This is a genomic window from Streptomyces sp. NPDC003016 (genome assembly GCF_053591455.1).
Genome location: NZ_JBSFTV010000040.1, coordinates 25,757 through 42,926, shown reverse-complemented (window position 1 = coordinate 42,926; position 17,170 = coordinate 25,757). Strand labels below are relative to the sequence as shown.

At 68.4% G+C, this 17,170-nt stretch carries 15 protein-coding genes; 8 read left to right on the top strand and 7 right to left on the bottom strand.

What is annotated here, in order from left to right:
- Positions 1–18 precede the first annotated feature (18 nt).
- Positions 19–186 (bottom strand): hypothetical protein, encoded by a 168-nt coding sequence (locus tag ACWDZ4_RS28520; protein ID WP_451511256.1) that lies wholly within the window; start codon positions 184–186, stop codon positions 19–21.
- 197 nt (positions 187–383) lie between these two features.
- Complete coding sequence (locus tag ACWDZ4_RS28515) at positions 384–1,466, bottom strand: zinc-ribbon domain-containing protein (RefSeq protein ID WP_451511255.1); 1,083 nt, start codon at positions 1,464–1,466, stop codon at positions 384–386.
- Between the two features lie 275 nt (positions 1,467–1,741).
- On the opposite strand from ACWDZ4_RS28515, the gene ACWDZ4_RS28510 reads away from it, so the two are divergent.
- Positions 1,742–1,933 (top strand): hypothetical protein, encoded by a 192-nt coding sequence (locus tag ACWDZ4_RS28510; RefSeq protein ID WP_451511254.1) that lies wholly within the window; start codon positions 1,742–1,744, stop codon positions 1,931–1,933.
- Here ACWDZ4_RS28510 and ACWDZ4_RS28505 read toward each other — a convergent pair.
- Positions 1,890–2,216 carry an HIRAN domain-containing protein gene (locus ACWDZ4_RS28505; RefSeq protein ID WP_451511253.1) on the bottom strand — a complete coding sequence of 109 codons (327 nt, stop codon included), beginning with the start codon at positions 2,214–2,216 and terminating at the stop codon, positions 1,890–1,892. The two genes, ACWDZ4_RS28510 and ACWDZ4_RS28505, sit on opposite strands and share 44 nt — an antisense overlap.
- A 32-nt stretch (positions 2,217–2,248) precedes the next feature.
- Positions 2,249–2,725 carry a GNAT family N-acetyltransferase gene (locus ACWDZ4_RS28500; protein WP_451511252.1) on the bottom strand — a complete coding sequence of 159 codons (477 nt, stop codon included), beginning with the start codon at positions 2,723–2,725 and terminating at the stop codon, positions 2,249–2,251.
- Between the two features lie 703 nt (positions 2,726–3,428).
- On the opposite strand from ACWDZ4_RS28500, the gene ACWDZ4_RS28495 reads away from it, so the two are divergent.
- The 3 genes from ACWDZ4_RS28495 to ACWDZ4_RS28485 all read left to right on the top strand — a co-directional run bounded on the left by ACWDZ4_RS28495 (position 3,429) and on the right by ACWDZ4_RS28485 (position 8,501).
- Positions 3,429–5,942, top strand: a complete 2,514-nt coding sequence (locus tag ACWDZ4_RS28495) for a hypothetical protein (protein WP_451511251.1) — start codon at positions 3,429–3,431, stop codon at positions 5,940–5,942.
- 585 nt (positions 5,943–6,527) lie between these two features.
- Complete coding sequence (locus ACWDZ4_RS28490; protein ID WP_451511250.1) at positions 6,528–6,950, top strand: hypothetical protein; 423 nt, start codon at positions 6,528–6,530, stop codon at positions 6,948–6,950.
- A gap of 195 nt (positions 6,951–7,145) precedes the next feature.
- Entirely contained in the window at positions 7,146–8,501 is a 1,356-nt protein-coding gene (locus ACWDZ4_RS28485; RefSeq protein ID WP_451511249.1) for a tetratricopeptide repeat protein, read from the top strand.
- Between the two features lie 346 nt (positions 8,502–8,847).
- On the opposite strand, the gene ACWDZ4_RS28480 is transcribed toward ACWDZ4_RS28485, so the two are convergent.
- Positions 8,848–11,268, bottom strand: a complete 2,421-nt coding sequence (locus ACWDZ4_RS28480; RefSeq protein WP_451511248.1) for a Helicase associated domain protein — start codon at positions 11,266–11,268, stop codon at positions 8,848–8,850.
- Between the two features lie 213 nt (positions 11,269–11,481).
- Here ACWDZ4_RS28480 and ACWDZ4_RS28475 point away from each other — a divergent pair, with 213 nt between their 5' ends.
- Positions 11,482–11,703, top strand: a complete 222-nt coding sequence (locus tag ACWDZ4_RS28475) for a hypothetical protein (RefSeq protein ID WP_451511247.1) — start codon at positions 11,482–11,484, stop codon at positions 11,701–11,703.
- Here ACWDZ4_RS28475 and ACWDZ4_RS28470 read toward each other — a convergent pair.
- Together ACWDZ4_RS28470 and ACWDZ4_RS28465 are read right to left on the bottom strand one after the other, a co-directional pair.
- Positions 11,697–12,845 (bottom strand): caspase, EACC1-associated type, encoded by a 1,149-nt coding sequence (locus tag ACWDZ4_RS28470; RefSeq protein ID WP_451511246.1) that lies wholly within the window; start codon positions 12,843–12,845, stop codon positions 11,697–11,699. The genes ACWDZ4_RS28475 and ACWDZ4_RS28470 overlap by 7 nt on opposite strands.
- Positions 12,842–13,183: an effector-associated constant component EACC1 gene (locus tag ACWDZ4_RS28465; RefSeq protein WP_451511268.1), complete on the bottom strand. Its 342-nt coding sequence runs from the start codon at positions 13,181–13,183 to the stop codon at positions 12,842–12,844. The genes ACWDZ4_RS28470 and ACWDZ4_RS28465 overlap by 4 nt, the downstream gene beginning before the upstream one ends.
- Before the next feature lie 521 nt (positions 13,184–13,704).
- Between ACWDZ4_RS28465 and ACWDZ4_RS28460 the strand changes: the two genes are divergently transcribed.
- From ACWDZ4_RS28460 to ACWDZ4_RS28450, 3 genes are read left to right on the top strand one after another with little or no spacing between them, the layout of a single operon-like run.
- The gene (locus ACWDZ4_RS28460; RefSeq protein ID WP_451511245.1) at positions 13,705–14,832 is read left to right on the top strand and encodes an ABC-three component system protein; all 1,128 of its coding nucleotides are present in this window, start codon (positions 13,705–13,707) and stop codon (positions 14,830–14,832) included.
- Complete coding sequence (locus ACWDZ4_RS28455; RefSeq protein ID WP_329538623.1) at positions 14,829–15,305, top strand: ABC-three component system middle component 2; 477 nt, start codon at positions 14,829–14,831, stop codon at positions 15,303–15,305. Before ACWDZ4_RS28460 ends, ACWDZ4_RS28455 begins: the two co-directional genes overlap by 4 nt.
- Positions 15,298–17,157 (top strand): hypothetical protein, encoded by a 1,860-nt coding sequence (locus ACWDZ4_RS28450; protein WP_451511244.1) that lies wholly within the window; start codon positions 15,298–15,300, stop codon positions 17,155–17,157. Before ACWDZ4_RS28455 ends, ACWDZ4_RS28450 begins: the two co-directional genes overlap by 8 nt.
- Positions 17,158–17,170: the final 13 nt, after the last annotated feature.

Genomic DNA, 17,170 nt, shown 5'->3' with positions numbered 1-17,170 from the left:
AGGTGTAGCGGTCGAACTCTAGGCGACCGTCCTGGCCGGGAACGAGTGGATTGTGAAGATGGTGACCTCTGCTGCATCGAAGGCGCGACGGTAGAGCTGCTGCTGCCGACGCAGGCCAAGGTCGGGGTGGGCGCGATCGCCGCGTCGATGCCGTCCACCGGCGCGGACTTCGGCGAAGCTCTTCATCAGCCGGTAGCACTCGCGTTCCCGCGCTATGCACGCCGGTTCGCGGGCCTTCTGGGCTCTCGTCGCCGTCTCGCGCTCCTTCGCGTCGCATACCGGCCAGAGCCGTCGGACGCCCCCTTCACGCACGGAGCTTTCCGCCCCATCGGGAAGATCCGAGCCAAGGGCGACGCGTAGCAGCGCCTACGTCAACCGGGCTGTCAGAGTGGGTGAACGGCGCCCGCGTCGGGTTGGGCCGGCCCGAGGATTCGTTGTGCTGCATGGCTCAAGGCGAGCACTCCACCCAGATCCTGCCTCAGCACGGTCAACACGTCTTCTGCTGGCCGGCCGCACACCAGCTGTTCCCCCAAGGCCAGATCGCTGTTAACGGACATGGTCTGGAGTTGAAGGAGTGCCTCCATCACCAGCGCGTTCAGAGCGATGCGCTGAGCTTGGCTGCGTACGTCTTTGTGCGCGGTCCCGGGAGCAGGGGTGTCATCGAGGAAGAGCTGCAGTTGGGTCCCCTCTGTGGGCTCCGGGTCGTCGGAGGATTCCGGGACAAGCTCAGGCGCCACTTCCACGATCTTGCGGTACACCAGCTCGGCGACCGTGTCGGCCGGCTGCTCCGGCGTGCAGACGATGTCGTGGGGGGTGATGGTGGGCAACGGCTGCTCGCGTACGCGGATCACGATGTGCCCCGAGGCCATGAGATCGGTGGCCTTTTCCTGGTCTTTCCCGAGGGCGTCTTTGTGCCAGTAGGCACCGTCGTACTCCACGGCGACCGGTGGAGTGCCCGGCAGCAGCATGTCGACCCGCCACGACCTCAGGCGGCGGCCATCCTGCGGCGCTTTGTGCCGCAGCGCGGAGCCTGGGCTGACCAGGTCGGGCAGGCGCTCGCGCAGGGCGGTGAAGATCTCCTGCTCCCGGCGGGAGACTCCCTTCTTTCCGCACCGGGGGCAGCCTGTCCCTGCGACATGCCGGTTGTTGAACGAGGTCCTCCACTGGTGGCTTTCATCCCGGAGGCAGCGCCACCACACGCTCTGTGACGCGGTCACCCGCGCAGTGAACGGTAGATCGACCGGATTCTCCGGGTGGCTGGAGTCGTACTCATCCAGGAGATCCGGACGCACGTATGCCAGCGATCGGCCGCCGGCACCAAGGGCGTTGTACCCCGCGTCCGCCAGCGTCCGCAGCCAGCGTTCCCGAGCTTCCCCGAGCCGCCGTTGCTGGGCCTGACGCCAGGCGGTGTAGTCGCCGTCCACGGGCAACTCCCTGCGCCCCTCTTCCAGGAACGCCTTCGCCATCGCCCGCTCCTGGCTCCGAAGCCATGACCTGGCCAGTTGGACCTTCTCCGACACAGCGGCCTCGGCAAGGTCACTCAAGAGGCAAGGAAGCACCACAGTATGGTCGGTCGCGGCTACCGGTACGTCCGTCATGGCCGGTGGTCTATCAGCAGCCACTGACACCGGCTCGTTGCCTCGTCGGCGACGGGAGGCCATCATCTGGGGCTGCTGGCCTTCTCGCACCGGCCGGGGCGCAGCGCCGCCGAAATCCTTCTGTTCGTGAGCAACGCCGCTCGATGTGGCCGAGCACCACCACCCGCCTCGGGCTCGGCGGCAGGCACCGCGCTCTGGGTGACGCGGTGGCGGCGCCCGAGCTGCTGCTGTCCCTGCGGGCGCCGCCGCTGGCCACCGCGGATGGGCTCCCGCAACCGGGCAGGGGGCTGGTCACCGCGATGTGCACGTTCCGCGGCCTCCTGATGCTGGGCTGATGGTGATGGTGAGCTCTACCTGGTCGTGGCCGGCCAGCTGGCCGATGTCGGCGAAGGACCGGGGGTCGGTGTGCAGGACAGCGGTGACCAAGGGGGCGGGCCGATCGTCAAGGGCCAGCGCGAGTGGCCGGGCAGCGGCCTTGGCGATCCAGCCGAGAGGGAGCCCGTTGTGCTCGACCCGGATGGTGTTTGGATCAGACGGGTTGTCGTGATCGCGGACGAGGTCGAGGACGGTTCCTGCGGCCAGGTTGGCGATGTACCCCTGGCTGTAGGTGTGCCGCACGCCGCGTAGGGGGGTGGTGAAGGGCCTTCGAGTCAGATCGTGCGCGAGAACATCTGCTCGCCGGGAAGCGGTGCGGCCCCGACATCACGGTGCTGGGAACTGCCGGCGAGGATGACCGGCTCGCCCGGGGCGTGGATGGTGAACCCGTGGCGCCGGTAGAACCGGGTCAGGGTGGCATCACCGGCCGTGAACTGCCCGTACATGAAGAACGTGCGGTGATCGCGGTGGATCGCCACCGCCTTGGTGAGGAGCACGGAGGCGATGCCTTGGCGGCGGTGGTCGTCCGCGACGGCCAGGGCCCGGAGTTTGACGTACGGCATCGCGGTCGCCCCAAGGGCGGTGGGGTCTGCTCCGTCGCGTTCCATGCCGCCGAGGACGGATAGGGGCGGGATGCTGGAGGAGATGCCGACGATGCGCGCGGTTGGCGTGTGCTTGGCCACTAGGAAGACGAACCGGCCGGTCCCGAATTGACTGGTGAAGGGTCCGCCTTCGTCGATGGCTTCGCGCATGGCCCAGGTCAACCTCCCTGCGAGCAGTACGAAGAGGCATCTCACCACGATCACCCGGCCTGGTGGTTCTGGTCCGCCAGATGCATCGACAGGCGGCGCCCGCCGTCCGCGACCGCGTGGCCCACCAGCGCGCACGTGAGATCGCCGGCGGCCTCGGTGCCGCCTACCAGGCCGGACCGATGGGCCTCTCGCCGGGTCGGGTGAAAGGTGAGGGGAGAAGGTCGTCGAGCTCGACGTAGGAGGGGTCGACGAGCCAGGAGCGGCGCGCGGCAGTTGTGCCTGGAGGCCAACGCTTTCTCTCCGGCTGTAGCGCATTTACCTCAATGTGCCCTGGAAACAGCCTGGTTGGAGGTCTGTTCACCCGATCTGGTGAACCCTTCCAGTTCGGTTCGCCGCTGCGTCAGCAGGGGTGGCAGATTCCGTGGTGCACGTCGGTGGTTCGTCACCGGCGTCCGCCTCATGCCGCCGTCGGCGGAGCAGGAACCAGCTGCGAGATGTCCAGGCACCACCCGGTGCTGTTGGGGCTGATCGCTCTTCGGACGTTGGCAGGTGGACCGTATGGGGCGGGAACCGCCGCACACCCTTTCGCGGGTGTCGGCCTGTTCCTTGTCGGCACGAGGCTTCGGGCTCGGGCGCGTGAGTCGCTCCCGAGAGACGGGAGCTTCTGTGCTCGCCCGGCACGGCCGGGTGGAAGGACAACGTCGTGGTCGCGAAACAACCTGATGGCATCTACCCGCGCATCGGCACCGACATCTGGGGCCGGAATCTCGCGGACGCGATCGAGAACACCTGCGCGGACCATGAGGTCGTGCCACCGCCCCGGCAGGCGATCATCGAGGGTCTGGCCGCCTCTCTCCCGGACACCGAGATCAAGGCCCTGATCACGACCCAGCGCGGCCGGAAGGTTCTCAAGCCCTCCGCCTCCCGGATCGTGCAGGCCGGTGCCGAGAGGGTGCTCCTGCTGACGTGCGACGTCCACGGTGCCGCCGTGGCCCCGTGGGATCTCAACGACCGTACCGTCAGCTCCTGGTCCCAGCCCGTCCCGGAGGCCAGCCAGCGTGTAAAGGACTTGGTCGCCACCGAGATGGCGCTCCAGGAAGCCGAGAAGAGGGTGAAGCTGGCCGACAAGGCGCGGGAGAACCTGCGCCGCGCGGCCGGGGATGACACGTACGCCGCACAGGCCCTGACGGCGGCCACGCAGAAGCACCAGGACGCCGTCCGCCATGTGAGGGAACTCGAAGGTCAGCGTCGGACGCTGCTCGGCGCCCTCGGCCACCGCAGGCCGCGTCCAGTGGTCCGTGCCGTGCAAGAGGACGGGGAGGCGAAGGCAGCGCTCGTCCTCGCAGAGCAGCCGTACGAGGTGGCTGTCCACCTGCAGCGGTATGCCGCTGACTGCCTTGAGCGCGCCGGAAAGACCCGGGGCTACGACCTGGCCGAGTCCCTCGTGGACGCGGGTCAGCTCTCCAAGGGCATGAGTGTCCTGCAGCAGTGGCAGATCGCCCATCCCGACGGCACGGTGTCCAAGCTGTGGCGGCTGGCCGCCGTGACCGGGAACAACCGTGCGCTGGCCCGGCTGAACGTCTTCCACGTGCGTCCGGAGCACCTGGTCACGGGGATGCCCCAGTCCCTCGTGCCGATGCCGAAGGACAAAGCCAATCCCGGGCTGCTGCTGCTGAGCATGCGGGAAATCCTGAACCGGCTCTCCGTCCGGCTCAACGAGGCCAGCGCCAAGCCGGAAACGAGTCCCGACGACCCGTCGATCCGGGCTGGGAAGATCGCCACGGTGTCCGCGGAGATCGTGATCGGCTGCACCAAGCCAGCAGAGCTGGAGCACGTTCTGCGGGCGCTGAACGTCAATGATCATCTGCGCGGCATTCAGCCCTACGACGAGGACGCGCGCCTGATCGCCCTGTTCGCGACGCTCGTCGACTCCTACACCCGGGAGTCCCTCCTCGCGGACGCGCTCACCGAGGCCTTCCCCGACGCGCGCGGCGCGGACCTGCTCGATCTGGTCGGGGTACGCGACGCGCTGACCGCCAACGGGCCGCTCGACCCCCTCGAGCCGCTCGTTCCGGCGGGCGACGCGGTCTCCCCGATCGTGCTGCGGGACATCGCGGTGCGGGCCATCACCGCGCTCGTGTTTCCCGAGATCCCGCCCGAGGGCCCGCAGAAGACGGGCGGGCGCACCGACACCGGGCGGTTCTGGCCGGTCGTCAGGGGGGCGCTGCAGGAGTCGGCGTGGAGCCAGATCCGGTCGAAGACGGCCGAGGCGCGTACGCGTCTGTGGTCCGCTGCCGTCGCGCAGCTGTTCCTACACCGGGGCAACATCCTCGCCGCGGCCGGTTTCTTCGGCACTGCTGAGACCGCGAAGGGTGCCGGGCAGGACCCGCGGTCTCTGCCAGCGCTTCTCCTTGGGGCTGAGGCCGGTGACGCGACTGCGTGGGCCGCGTTGGTCCAGCGGATGGCTCCAGCGCTGATTCACGCGCCGCAGCCGTTCATCACGCCTGGGCAGGGAAGCGAGGCGGGAGGCGGTCGCAAGGGTGTGCGCCGCACTCCCAAGAGCGCACTCGCCGCCCTCACGATGGCGTACACCGCTCCGGGCGTCAGCCGGGCCCTTCTCATCGCGTTCGCGAAGGCCGTGCTGGAGCACCCGGACGCGACGCAGCCGCCCGAGGCGGAAGATGGCAAGCCTCTCGTCTGCTATGGCGAGCAGCACTTGGCGGAAGGGGACCGCACAGCGATCACCGCGGGAATGGTGGTGGCTCCGGACACCGAGGGCCGGCCCACCCATCATGTCGCGGACAAAGGGTGGTTCGACGAGACGTTCCCTGTGGATCTCGGCCGCCCGAACCCGGCATCAGCCGGGAACAGCACCAGCTCCTCCATGGCCGTCGGCACCCTCACGGACCCCGGTTTCGCCACCACGGCGCACGGGGCGCCGCTGGCCGATCCGCGCGATCAGCTGGCAGTGCTGCGGCGGGAGCTGCCCGCCCGGGTCGAGCTCGTCGGGGGGAGCTACCAGCAGGCCGTGGACGCCGCCCACACCCTGATGACGGACTTCGAGGAGGCACGGCGCCTGCGTGCCCAGCTCGGAGAAGAATCTCTGTCGGCCGAGCAGCGGATCGAGTGGATGGAGACGCTGACGAAAGCCCGGGCCGCCGCGCAGGCCAGCGTGACGACGCTGGAGCAGGTGGAAGTGCTGGTCCTGCAGATCTGACCGGTGCGGTAGAAACCCGCGTTCGTCTTGTATAGGCGGGCCCCTCGAAGGCTTTGACAGGGGCCCGCCCTCTTGCTCCTCCCCAGAAGGCCACGCGCCCTGGACGCCGGACGAAACCAGGGGCCCGGGAGGTGGAGCAGAGCGCTACGCCGCAGCGGCACGAGGCCCTCCAGCACATCGGGCATCAGGCCGCTTCAACGCCTCCGCAGGCGGCCCAGGGGTCGGATCTGTTGGGTTGGGACTAACGGTCGTGACCGGCCTCCGCCTGGCCTTCTCCGTCCAGCGCCTCCGCCGGGCGGACAGGCCCAAATGCCCTAACGGCCGCCTGACGCCAGAACGCCGTCTACTGGCGGCAGCTGTTCCTTCCAGCCCAGGTCGCCGGACTCCTCCAGGGCGTCCACTGTGGCCTGCCGGATCATGTCGAAGTCCAGCGGGGACAGCGCCGAGGTGCTCGTGCAGTCGTTTCCAGGAGCGGGCCATGCCCAGCAGAGAGTCCGGCACCAACAGCGCCGGTCGAACGCTGAGGCCGGACTATCCCGGCGCCCATCTATTGCGATTGTCGCAATCATTTGCGATGCTCGCAATATGAATCCGACTGAGGAACTGGCCGCTCTGCGGCACCCGTTGCCCAAGCCCGGCTCGGTGACCCCTGCGGACTGCTTCATCGATGCCTGCGAACAGGTCGCCGAGCAGCGCGAGGAAGAGGCGCTGCGTCTGGAGGCCGCGAGCGAGGCGTTGCGGGTGGATCCGCTGCTGCTGGCGCTGGAGGACCTCAGGGCTCAGAAGGAGGCCGTCGACGCGCGGATCCGCTGGATGCTGGCCTACGGGAGGGAGTTCTTCGGGAACCGCCCGTACGGGCTGGAGGAGCTCGCCCGGCACGCCGGCTACAGCTTCTCCGGTGTGCGCACCGCCTACGGCGAGAAGGAGGTTCAAGGCGTCGCTGAGCAGATCGGGCGGGCACCGAACCGGCCGAGCCGTCACCACGCCGCCGAGGGAACAAAGGGATGACGATGACCGGAGCCTGCGCGACCGGGAGTGAAGCGGCCTCTGCATCAGCAGGTGGCGGTGGACCTGCGCAGGCAGATGCTCGCTGCGGGGCCCAGTCGTAGGCGCGAGTGGCGGGGAGCGCCATTCCATCTGTGCTGTATTCGAAACTGGCGGTGGTGTCGGCCTGGCTCAGGGCGAACGCTATGGTCCTTGGCCGTGGACGCTACTGATCTTGACTACCGCGCCCGGACGAGGTCCGGCTGCATCCCGCCGGAGCTGGTCTCGCGGCTGCTCGAACGAGGCCATGCCGACGTGGTGGAGTTGCAGGCCGGACGTGGGGAGTGGTTCTGCGTGCTGGCGTGGGCTCGGGTGCTGAGTGGTCAGGGTCGAGAGGCCGACGCGTGGGAGGTGCTCGCCCCGTACGTGGCAACGGGCTGGTGGACGGCTGTTGTTGCCGCGGCCGAGTTGCTGGAGGGCTGGGGCCGCATCGACGAGGCGATCGACATCACCCGGATCCGTATGGAAACCGGGCACCCGATGGCTTTGGATGCCTACGCGAGGTTGCTTGCCCGGCACGGCCGCGCCGAGGAGGCGTTCAACCTGCTCGTGCCGCACGTCGACGACTGGGTTCTCGCCACCACCTTGGTCGACGTCGCCTCCGTTGCCGGCCGCGACGAGGAGGCGGCCGCGCTGCTCGCCGCCCGGATTCGGGCCGACCACTGCTGCGACGGCCCATGGTGCTGCCGCGGCCTTGATCCCGACACGGCGCTCGGCCTGCTCGCGACGATCCGCGAGCGCCAGGGCCACATCGCTGAGGCCATCGCCCTGCTCCGCCGCCGACAGATCACCTCGGTCAACAGCCGAGACCAACTCGCCGGCCTGTTGGCGCGGCACGGCCGGATCGAGGAACTGCGCGCCTACGCCGCGCTGGACGGACATAAGGAGGCCGTGCAGCAGCTGGCGGAGCTGCTGGAGGAGGACGGCGACGTGGAGGGCGCGATCGCCGTATACGGGCAGGCCGACGGCCCCGCGGCCCGGGACCCGAACGCGGCTTACGAGCTCGCGCAGCTCTTGGCCCGACACGGACGGGGCGCAGATGCGATCGGCGTGATGCGCGCCCAGGCCGACGCCCACCCCAGCGACGACTGGATTCTCCACGCCTTGTCCGAGCTGTGCCTCGACCAAGGTCGCCCCGCTGACGGCCTGGCGCACCTCGACGCCCTCGACGTCCGGCGCGGGAGTGAAAACGAGTGGGAGCTGTACTGGATGCGGTTGTCGCTGATCGCGGCCTGCAGGGGCGTCGACGAGGCGGTTGAACGGGCCCAAGCTCACCCCGAAGGCAACACCTGGTACGCGGCGGAGCACCTGGCACACCTCCTCGCCGGTGCCGGGCGCACCGAGGAAGCCGTTACCGTCATGCAGCAGCACGACCGTGGGAACAGCCATGACCTCGCCGGCTACCTCGTCGACCTCGGCCGCGTTGAGGAGGCTGTGACCATCCTCCTGCACACCAGTCCCCTGCCACCGCTCGTGCCGACGACACACCTGTGGGCCGACGAGCCACCATTCTGAAGCCCTGACCCAGTACAGGCATTGACACCCTGTCATTCGCTGGCCGAGGAGGCGGCCATGCGGTTGACGGCAGCCAGCGGCTGGGCACTCAGGAACGTGGGGTGCTGCCTCGCGAGTGTCCGGCTGGGGCCCGCCTGAGGCGGCCAGCGGTGCGGCCCCGACGTGCGAAGGGCGCCGGACGGGCTCCGCATCCCATGATGCCCTCGGTCGCGGCATAGAGGCGTGGCATGGCCGGGGCCGGCCCGAACACTCGTAGAGCGGCGTCCTCGGATCCTCCGGACGGGGGCCACTGCGGCGGGGGCTTGGGTGCAGGAAGTTCCCTAGACGACGGTGCGGTGTCATCGGGCTATGCCAGGGCGACGGGCTGAGCTGTGTCGTCGGCCCAGTCGCCCTCGAAGAGGAGCGCGAGCAGATGGTCGTGCTCGGCGGGCAGCTGGCCCGCACGCTTCTTCGTGCGGGCCTTGGCCAGCCACGGGCCGATCTGCACCTTCTCGCCGTCCACGGTGATCGCTTCGCGGGCGGTGGGGGCGCGGCCTTCCCGGTGGACGAAGAGTTCGAGGAGCTGCATGGTCTGGGCGAAGGTGCGGCGCGTTCGGCGGGGTGGGGTGAGCGGGTTGGTGGTGGGGGTGAGGCCGAGGGTGGTCAGCAGGTGGTGCTGGCCGGGGGCGAGGTGGTTCCACTGGGTGAGCTGGCGGCCGAGCCAGCTCCCGATCTTCACCCCGTCAAGGGTGGTGTCCGTGGTCAGGGTGGCGGGGTCGTTCCCGGCGGTGAGGTGGGCGCGCAGGAGGTGGTACTTGCGGTGCCAGTCGGCGCCGTAGGGGAGCTGCCAGTACGTGTCGATGGCCGTCAGGTCGGCGGCACGGGTCTCGTCGAGGCGGTCGTGGGTGGCCAGGGAGCGCTGTTCAGCGAGGAACGCACCGAGTGGGGTGGTGGAAGGGGCGGCGAGGTGGCCGTGAGCGCGGTGGTAGTCGGTGGCGGCGGTGAGGCGGGCGCGCCAGGCGGCCTGGTGTTTGTCCCAGATCATGCCGAGCGCCTCGAGTTCGGCGGTGAAGTCCGGGTCGAGGCGATCGGCGTTATAGGCGTCGCGCATGGTGGTGATGAAGCGGCCAAGCTCGAAGCCGACGGAGTCCAGGTGGTCGGCGGGGACGTCGAGGTGGCCGAGGGCGTCGTGGAAGGTCTGGGCCGCATTGAGGCCTTCACGGCGGGCGCGTGAGAGCGGGCCGCGAGGGTTGAAGGAGACGAGGTCCATGGAGCGGGCGATGCGTTCGGGGTGGACGGTAAAGTCGAAGTGCCAGCGGTGCGCGATGATGCGGCTGGTCTCCGTGGGAAGGCGGTTGGCCTTGTTGGGGAGGCGTTCCAGGATGCGGTGGTCGTGGCTGGCCAGAGCTGCGGTGATGGCCCAGACCGGTTCGTAGGGGGTGCCCAGGATGTTCTCGGGGTCGGCGCCGGGCGGGATGTAGACGGGGACGATGAGGCTGGCGGTCTTCCCGGACACGTCGAGGCGCAGGGCGCGTCCGAGGCCCTGGACGCAGCGGACGATGCTGCTGGTGGGGTCGGCGAAGACGACAGCATCGACGCTGGGGATGTCGAGGCCCTCAGCAATCACTTTGGCGTTGGTGAGGATCGCGCACGGGCAGGAGGCGAAGCGGGTGAAGATGTCGGCACGTTCTTCGGGGGTGTGGTCGCCGTGGACGGTGAAGACTTCCGGATCCAGCCCCGGGAAACTCTCCGGGGCGGTGCGGCGCAGGGTGCGCAGGGTGTGGCCGAGTTCGCTGGTGAACCGGGTGGCGTCCTCGACGAGGTGGAAGAAGAGCAGGACCCTGCGCATGGAGTGCTCGGCCATCGCGTTGAGGATGGCCAGGTGCAGGGCGGTCGTGCGCAGCGCATCCTGGGGGCCAGCTTGGTCGGTGGTGCCGGGGGCCGGGAGATTGAGGCGGTCGCGCAGATCGGTGTCGGTGACGGTGGGAACCACGATCCGGTAGTCCGCTGCCACACCGTCGGTGATGGCCTGGGCCAGGGGGTACTCGAAGACCTTCCTGCCGTAAACAGTCTCGTTGTCCATGGAGTTCGCCGCGGCGTCCGGACCTTGCGGTCCGCTCCCCCGCCGCCGTGGGCGGGAGATGTTCGCGGAGGCGGCCAGGTCGGGGGCGGCGAAGCTGCGGGGGGTGGCGGTCATGTAGAGGCGCCGGTCGGCGAGGGTCCTTTGGGCGTCGTTGACCACGGCCCATTTCTTGTCCGCCCGGCCGGCGATGCGGTGCGCCTCGTCCATGATCGCGAGATCGAACGGCGGTACCCGGTAGCTGGTGTGCTGTGTGCCCTCGATCTTGTCGAGAGAGTCGTAGGTGGAGATGACGGTCAGCGCGGGCACCTGGTCTTGCCGCTCCCCCACCACTGACATCAGTGCGGCCAGCGCCTGGGAACTGCTCGTCGATCCGATCCGGTGTGCTGCCAGAGCGTCGTGGGCTGAGGTGTCCATCGAGGACACGATCACCATGTGCTCCAGGTGACCGTCCTTGCGCCAGGCCAGGGCGGTCTGCGCGGCAAGGTCCAGCGTCGGGACGACGACCAGGACCAGCCTTGCTTCGAGTTCGTCCGCTGCCCGGATCGACACCAGGGTCTTCCCCGTACCGGTCGCCGCGACATACAACGCACGCGAGCCAGGTCGGCGCAGATGGCGCACGACCGCCCCTAGGCCCTGCACCTGGTCCGAACGCAGCTTGGGCCGGTGTGGATGGTGGGGCGGAGCGACCTCGGCTGGTGTGACCATGGCCGACATTCTGTCGCAGAGCAACGACAGCGCCGCACGTCGTCGTGACCTGCCTGCTCGAAGGAAGCGGCTGGACACATTCCGGCTCAACGTACGTCACGAGCCTCCGACTGGCGAGATTCGGACGTGCCTGGCCGTTCGAGAGCGGAGCCGGAGCACTGCTGGAAGACTTGCGTCAGTCAGTCAATCGGTCAGGGCGGGGGACGTGGAGCCGTGGCACAGCAGCGCAAGGGGTACTACCGGGCCAGGCACTACGTGAAGCCCTCCTCGGCGTCCAGTGGGTGGAAGAAGCCGTCTGCGGGCGTGGTCCTGGTGCTCTGCGTCGTGGCCATCGCCGGGTGGAACACCCTGGTCGGGAACGACTCCGGCGACACGGAGAAGATGCCTCAGCCCCGCCCGTCCGGAGTATCGGCCCCGGCTGACCCTGGTCAGTGACCGCGGCCGCGCCAGAGGGCGGAGAGCCGCCGCCGCGCCTTCCCGGCCTCAGCGGTGCCTCCGCCGGGCGTAGCGGTGCGCTCTTGTGCCGCAGGCGCGTTGCGGCGTAGTTCCTGCCAGGCTCCGTGCCAAAGCTGGATCTGGTCGTCGGGGACGCCGCAGGCGGACAGGTAAGCGGCTGTGCTGGTCCAAGTGGTGGGGAGCGTGTCGCCGTTGACCAGTTTGCTGATCGTCCCTGTGGAGATACGTCCGGCTGAGCGGGTGCTGACCTCCCGTTGGGTCAGTCCGCTGACTTCCCGCACGGTGGCGAGGTTCGTGAAGAAGCCGATGACGGTGCTGATCGCAGACGGGTCGGGCCACAGGCGATAGTCCGGCTGCCTGGGGTCGGCTGCGCCAGCGAGCGGTGCGGCGGGAAGGTCCGATTGGTTGCGTCCCAGCGCCACGCGGGAACCGCTGTTGCGGTTCCTGGCCTGCGGCACGGGATGCGCCCGGGCCTCCAGAGTCCGGCGCAGGTGCAGATAGACCGTCTCCAGGTCGAGCAGGGGTGGGCCTCCAGGGATGCCGTGGCTCAGCGTCTCGAGGAGTGCCCCGGTGAAAGCCGTATGGGTGTCGCCGATTGGGGCGAGGGCGGTGCGGGTCTCGGCGGAAGCAGCGAGGAGGAAGGTGCCTTCGACTGCGGCGTGGTCGGCCAGGCCCTGGGGGCCGCTCATCCTGCCGAGGGCGAGGCCGCTGTAGCAGCAGTCGAGGAGGACGATGTGCCGCTGTGCACGGGAGTTCAGGAGGGTCTGGCGCAGCCAGTCGTAGTCCAGGCTGGTCTCGATGTGGTCCGGCTGCGTGTGCGGCATGGCCAGAGCGAGCGTGTCGTGAGGGTCGATGAGTCCGTGGCCGGCGTAGTAGACGATCAGAGTGTCGGTGGCCTCTGCAGCCGCCTGGCGCAGCGGTTCCATCACAGCGGATGGGGTGGGCGGGTTCTCGACGACGGCCAGGTGCGAGGCTGGAATCCGCAGGGACAGCGGGCCGCCCAGGAGTTCGGCTAGGGCGGTCAGATTGTTCGAGACGGCAGGCAGCTGCTCAAGGTGGTCGTATCGGCTCGTTCCGATGAGCACAGCCCGTGAGGCCCCCGGGTCAGGCAGGACGCTCACCGGTCGCCGTCCTCCTCGTCAGCGGCATTGTTCAGTGCTGTGGTTGCCCGCTCGATCTCCTCGGGCGAGCAGTCGGTGAGGATGATGACCGTGTCACCGTGGCGTATCTCCACCCGGGGCCGCTGCGGCCGGGTCTGACGCCATGCCACTAGCGTCAGTACGAACGATGCCGCGCTCCATCCGTTCCCCGTCACCAACTCCAGCACGTCAAGTGCCGTGCCCATCTCCCCGGGCCGGGGCGCGCTCCCCTGCACCTCGGTCACAGCAGTCCGGCGCACGTCCGGGTCCGAACGAAGCCACCCGTGCAACGAACGCAGTTCCCTCGCATCCGACTGCACCCGCACCTCTACCCGCACCCAAGCCTCCTGTGACTAAACTGCACGCCGCCTTGTTGACGGACCTGCCTCCATCGTCGTGCACCGGACCGTGCTTCGCGTCGCAATCCGCAAGATCGTCACCGATGCCGAGATCTGCCCGACAACGTGGTGCCCTGCCTGGTCCGTGGGCGCCTTCCACCTCGCCCGCCGCCATCAGGACGCCAGCGCAACACCGACGCGGGCGGGCGAAGCCGTGCACCACAGCGGGACGTGGCCCGATAGGTGGGGTGTCCCCCACACCTGTACTACTGCTAAGTGGCGGCATAGTGCAGGTCACCGAAGTCTGCGCCCGCAATGACCTGGCCAAGGCCGTCTGAAGAACGGGGGGCGGAATCCCACCCGGAGTTGCTGATAGCAGACGAAGAGGGTGCGTAGGTGACATTTTCGGCTGTTGCTGGCTGAACTTCCTCTGTCCATGGCGTAGTGACTGGTGGTAGGAACATCGGGGTCAGGGTTCCGTTTCATGTACGACCGGGGGGTCGATGAGCACGTCGGAGCGGTTCTCTGCGTTCCATGCTGAGCCTCTCTTTCATGAGCTACCCAAGCCTGCGCAGACGCCAGTGACAGTGGTGGCCCCCATGATGGCCATGCCGCCCACGCTGACGCCCAAGCAGATCCTGGTACACCACTCGGCTGACCAGTGGGAGGAGTTCGTCTACGAGTGGGTGAGCGCGCTCAAGGAGGCCGAGTACGTGGACGTGGTAGGCATGGGGGGAGCCAACGACGGGGGTGCGGACATCGCCGCGTTCCTGACCAGGGACAAGACCGACGGTCCTTGGCACTGCTTCCAGTGCAAGCACTACGGCAAGGCCATCGGCGCCGCTACCGCGTACCCGGAGATCCTCAAGATCCACTCTGCGGTGGCCAAGCAGAAGTACAAGGTGCTGCCTGAGCGGTACGTCTTCGTCGCTCCGAAGATCGGGGGGTCGTTCGCGCAACTTCTTACAAAGCCGTCAGCTCTTCGGACGGGGTTCTTCGAGTGGGTGGCGAAGAACATGGAGAAGCTGGACAAGGAGTACGGTGAGGATCCCCTGCAGCGAGCGCTGGACCTGGCAAGCCGGTCGGACTTCTCCCGGTTCGAGGCCGGCAACCTCGACAGGATCCTGGAGGTGCATTCCAGGACGCCGCAGCATGTCAGACGGTTCGGCACGCGCCTGCCCGACCGGCCCGCCATCCCCGCGGCGCCGCCCGAGCATGCACCGAAGGAGACCCGGTACATCCAGCAGCTGCTGGATGTCTACTACGAGAAGTGGGGGTGCTCGCCAAGCTCCCCGGCCGAGGCACACGCCCATCACAGAGCGGGACCGAACCTTCGGCGGCAGCGGGAGGCGTTCTACTGCGCCGAGCAGCTGCGCATGTTCGCCCGTGACAGCGTGCCTGAGGGGACGTTCGAGTCCCTGCAGAGCGATGTGTACAGCGGTGTCTCGGAGGTGGAGGAGGACGACTTCCCCACCGGATACGCGCGGTTGAAGGGCGTGCTCGCCGCCGCGCGGGACATGCCGCTGGGGCCCAATGTGCTGATCCACTATGTGAAGCCCGAGGACCGTAAGGGGATTTGCCACCAGCTCGCCAATGAGGACCGTCTCACGTGGGTGCAGGAGGAGCTGTGAATCCTCTGAACAGTCCGCTCGAAGTCGGCATGCGCGCCCTGGTCCTGCTCACGGCCAGGTTCCCCGAGCCGCTGGACCTGGCCGAGCTGGTGTACCTGGATCACGTCATGCTGCACAGCGGTGAGCTGAACGGTCCGCCCAGTCTCCATCCCACGCTGCCGGCGGGGCCGGGCGAGCTGGCGATGCGGCGTCATCTGATCGAGCAGGGCCTGCGCGTGTTGATGCGGGCCGGGCTGGCCGACGTGGAGGCTGGTGAGGAAGGACTGCTGTATCGGGCGAGCGAGGAGGGGCCTGGTTTCGTCGACCTCCTTGAAGCTCCTTACGTCGCCGCTCTTAGGGACCGGGCCGCGTGGGTAATCGCCGCCCGGTCGTCCTCCGGACTGGATGTGCGTGCTGCGACGAGGGCCATCACCGACCGGTGGGTCCGAGATTTCGATTCACAACTGCCGCCTTCGGGAAGTGACCATGCCTAGCATCCGGCTCCTGCACCTGACGTTCGCCGGCTCCGGCCGGGAGCGGGCACAGGTCGTCTTCGGCGAGAAGCTGACTGTCATCTACGGCGCCTCGGACACCGGCAAGTCGTTCGTCACCGAGGCGATCGACTACATGCTGGGCGCGCGCAAGCTCGACCTCATCCCCGAGGCCGAGGGGTACTCGCAGATCCTCCTCGGCCTTGCTCTGCCCGACGGCAGTGTCATCACGCTCATGCGTGGCCCTCAGGCAAGCCGGATCCATGTCTTCGACGAGGATGTTCGGGACTTGGTCTACCGGGCACCGGACCTCGAGCTGAGTGTGAGCGCCAGGGGCTCGAAGAACATTTCCCGTTATCTGCTGGAGAAGCTCGGGCTCGAGGGCACGCTGATCGCGACGAACGACACCGGCGGCACCAAGCTGGTGGGGTTCCGTGATTTGTTGCACCTGTGTCTCATCAGCGAGACGCGGATGGTGTCGAAGGTTCCGCCGGTCCTGCGCTCCACCGGCACCAGCGGGCAGACCGCCCTCAGATCGGTTCTGAAGCTGCTTCTGACCGGCCAGGGAGAGCCGGTGACCGACGCCCGGCCGAACGCTGCCCAGCGGCGGCTGCAGAAGGGCAAGATCGGGCTGCTGGACGAACTGATCCTCGACCTGCAGCGCCAGCTCGATCCAGACGGCGGCAACGAGGGCGAGCTTGCAGCGCAGCTGCACCGGTTGCTCGCCCACCAGGACACCGTCGCGAGTTCCTTGCGCGAGATCACCCTGCGGCACGCGGCCGCCGCGGGGCGCCGGGCGGACGTTGCCATCGCGCTCGGCCAGTATGACCAGCGCCTGGCGGAGATCGACGACCTTCTCGGACGGTTCGGGCTCCTGCGCAGCCAGTACGAGTCCGACCTTGCTCGCCTGGCCATGGTCAGTGAGGCAGGCAACCTCCTGGGGTACTTCCGCACCGGGGCGTGTGTCTTCTGCGGTGCCGATCCAGAGCACCAGACGGCAGAGCACGATCAGGAGACGACCGCCCTGCACGCCGCGGTCGCAGCCGAGAACGGCAAAACCCGTCATCTGCTGTCCGACCTGCGACTGACCATCGACGATCTCCAGGGCCAGCGCGAGGACGTCGCCGGACAGCGCGAGACCTGCGCCACGCAGGCCGAGCAAGCCGATCTCGAGATCGCCCGCATCACAGAAGAACTGCTCCCCGTCGAGCACCTGGCCTCGGAAGCGATGGCCGCTCGTTCCCGAGTCGAGAAGGAACTCGGCCTCCACCAGCGGATCCTAGAGCTTCAGGAAGTCCGCGACCAGCTGGTCGCGGACGGTGCTGTGCCCGGCGGGCGCCCTACAGGCAGCATCCCCGCCGGCGCCGTCGCGGCGTTCGACCGCGCCATCGAGCGGGCCCTTCAGGCCTGGCACGTCCAAATGCGCAGCGTGTCCTACGACCAGTACACCGCGGAACTGTTCGTGGGCGACCGTGGCCGCGCCGGCCACGGCAAGGGCATGCGGGCGGTTCTCCACGCCGCATTCGCCGTCGGTCTGGCCGACTACTGCCTTGGCGAGGAGCACCTCCATCCCGGGTTCGTTATCCTCGATTCCCCTCTGGTCACCTACCGGCAGCCCGTCGCCGCGCGGCGTACCGACGACGAGAACTTGCCCGACAGCGTCAGCGACTACTTCTACCGCGACCTGCTCCACCGATTCACCGGCCAGGCGATCGTCGTGGAGAACACCGACCCGCCCACCGACATCGCCCAGGAGGCGCAGGTGTACATGTTCAGCCGAGACCCCGATGACCACCGCTTCGGGTTCTTCCCCGTCGGGGCAGCGGCTGAGAGCGATGACGTGAACGAGAGCTGAGCCGACCCGCCCG

Bases quoted from the DNA above. Each gene is read 5' to 3' on its own strand.
- ACWDZ4_RS28510 (WP_451511254.1), top strand. From the start codon at position 1,742: ATGTGGCCGAGCACCACCACCCGCCTCGGGCTCGGCGGCAGGCACCGC.
- ACWDZ4_RS28520 (WP_451511256.1), bottom strand. From the start codon at position 186: ATGAAGAGCTTCGCCGAAGTCCGCGCCGGTGGACGGCATCGACGCGGC.
- ACWDZ4_RS28480 (WP_451511248.1), bottom strand. From the start codon at position 11,268: ATGGTCACACCAGCCGAGGTCGCTCCGCCCCACCATCCACACCGGCCC.
- ACWDZ4_RS28450 (WP_451511244.1), top strand. From the start codon at position 15,298: ATGCCTAGCATCCGGCTCCTGCACCTGACGTTCGCCGGCTCCGGCCGG.
- ACWDZ4_RS28460 (WP_451511245.1), top strand. From the start codon at position 13,705: ATGAGCACGTCGGAGCGGTTCTCTGCGTTCCATGCTGAGCCTCTCTTT.
- ACWDZ4_RS28490 (WP_451511250.1), top strand. From the start codon at position 6,528: ATGAATCCGACTGAGGAACTGGCCGCTCTGCGGCACCCGTTGCCCAAG.
- ACWDZ4_RS28500 (WP_451511252.1), bottom strand. From the start codon at position 2,725: ATGCGCGAAGCCATCGACGAAGGCGGACCCTTCACCAGTCAATTCGGG.
- ACWDZ4_RS28515 (WP_451511255.1), bottom strand. From the start codon at position 1,466: ATGGCGAAGGCGTTCCTGGAAGAGGGGCGCAGGGAGTTGCCCGTGGAC.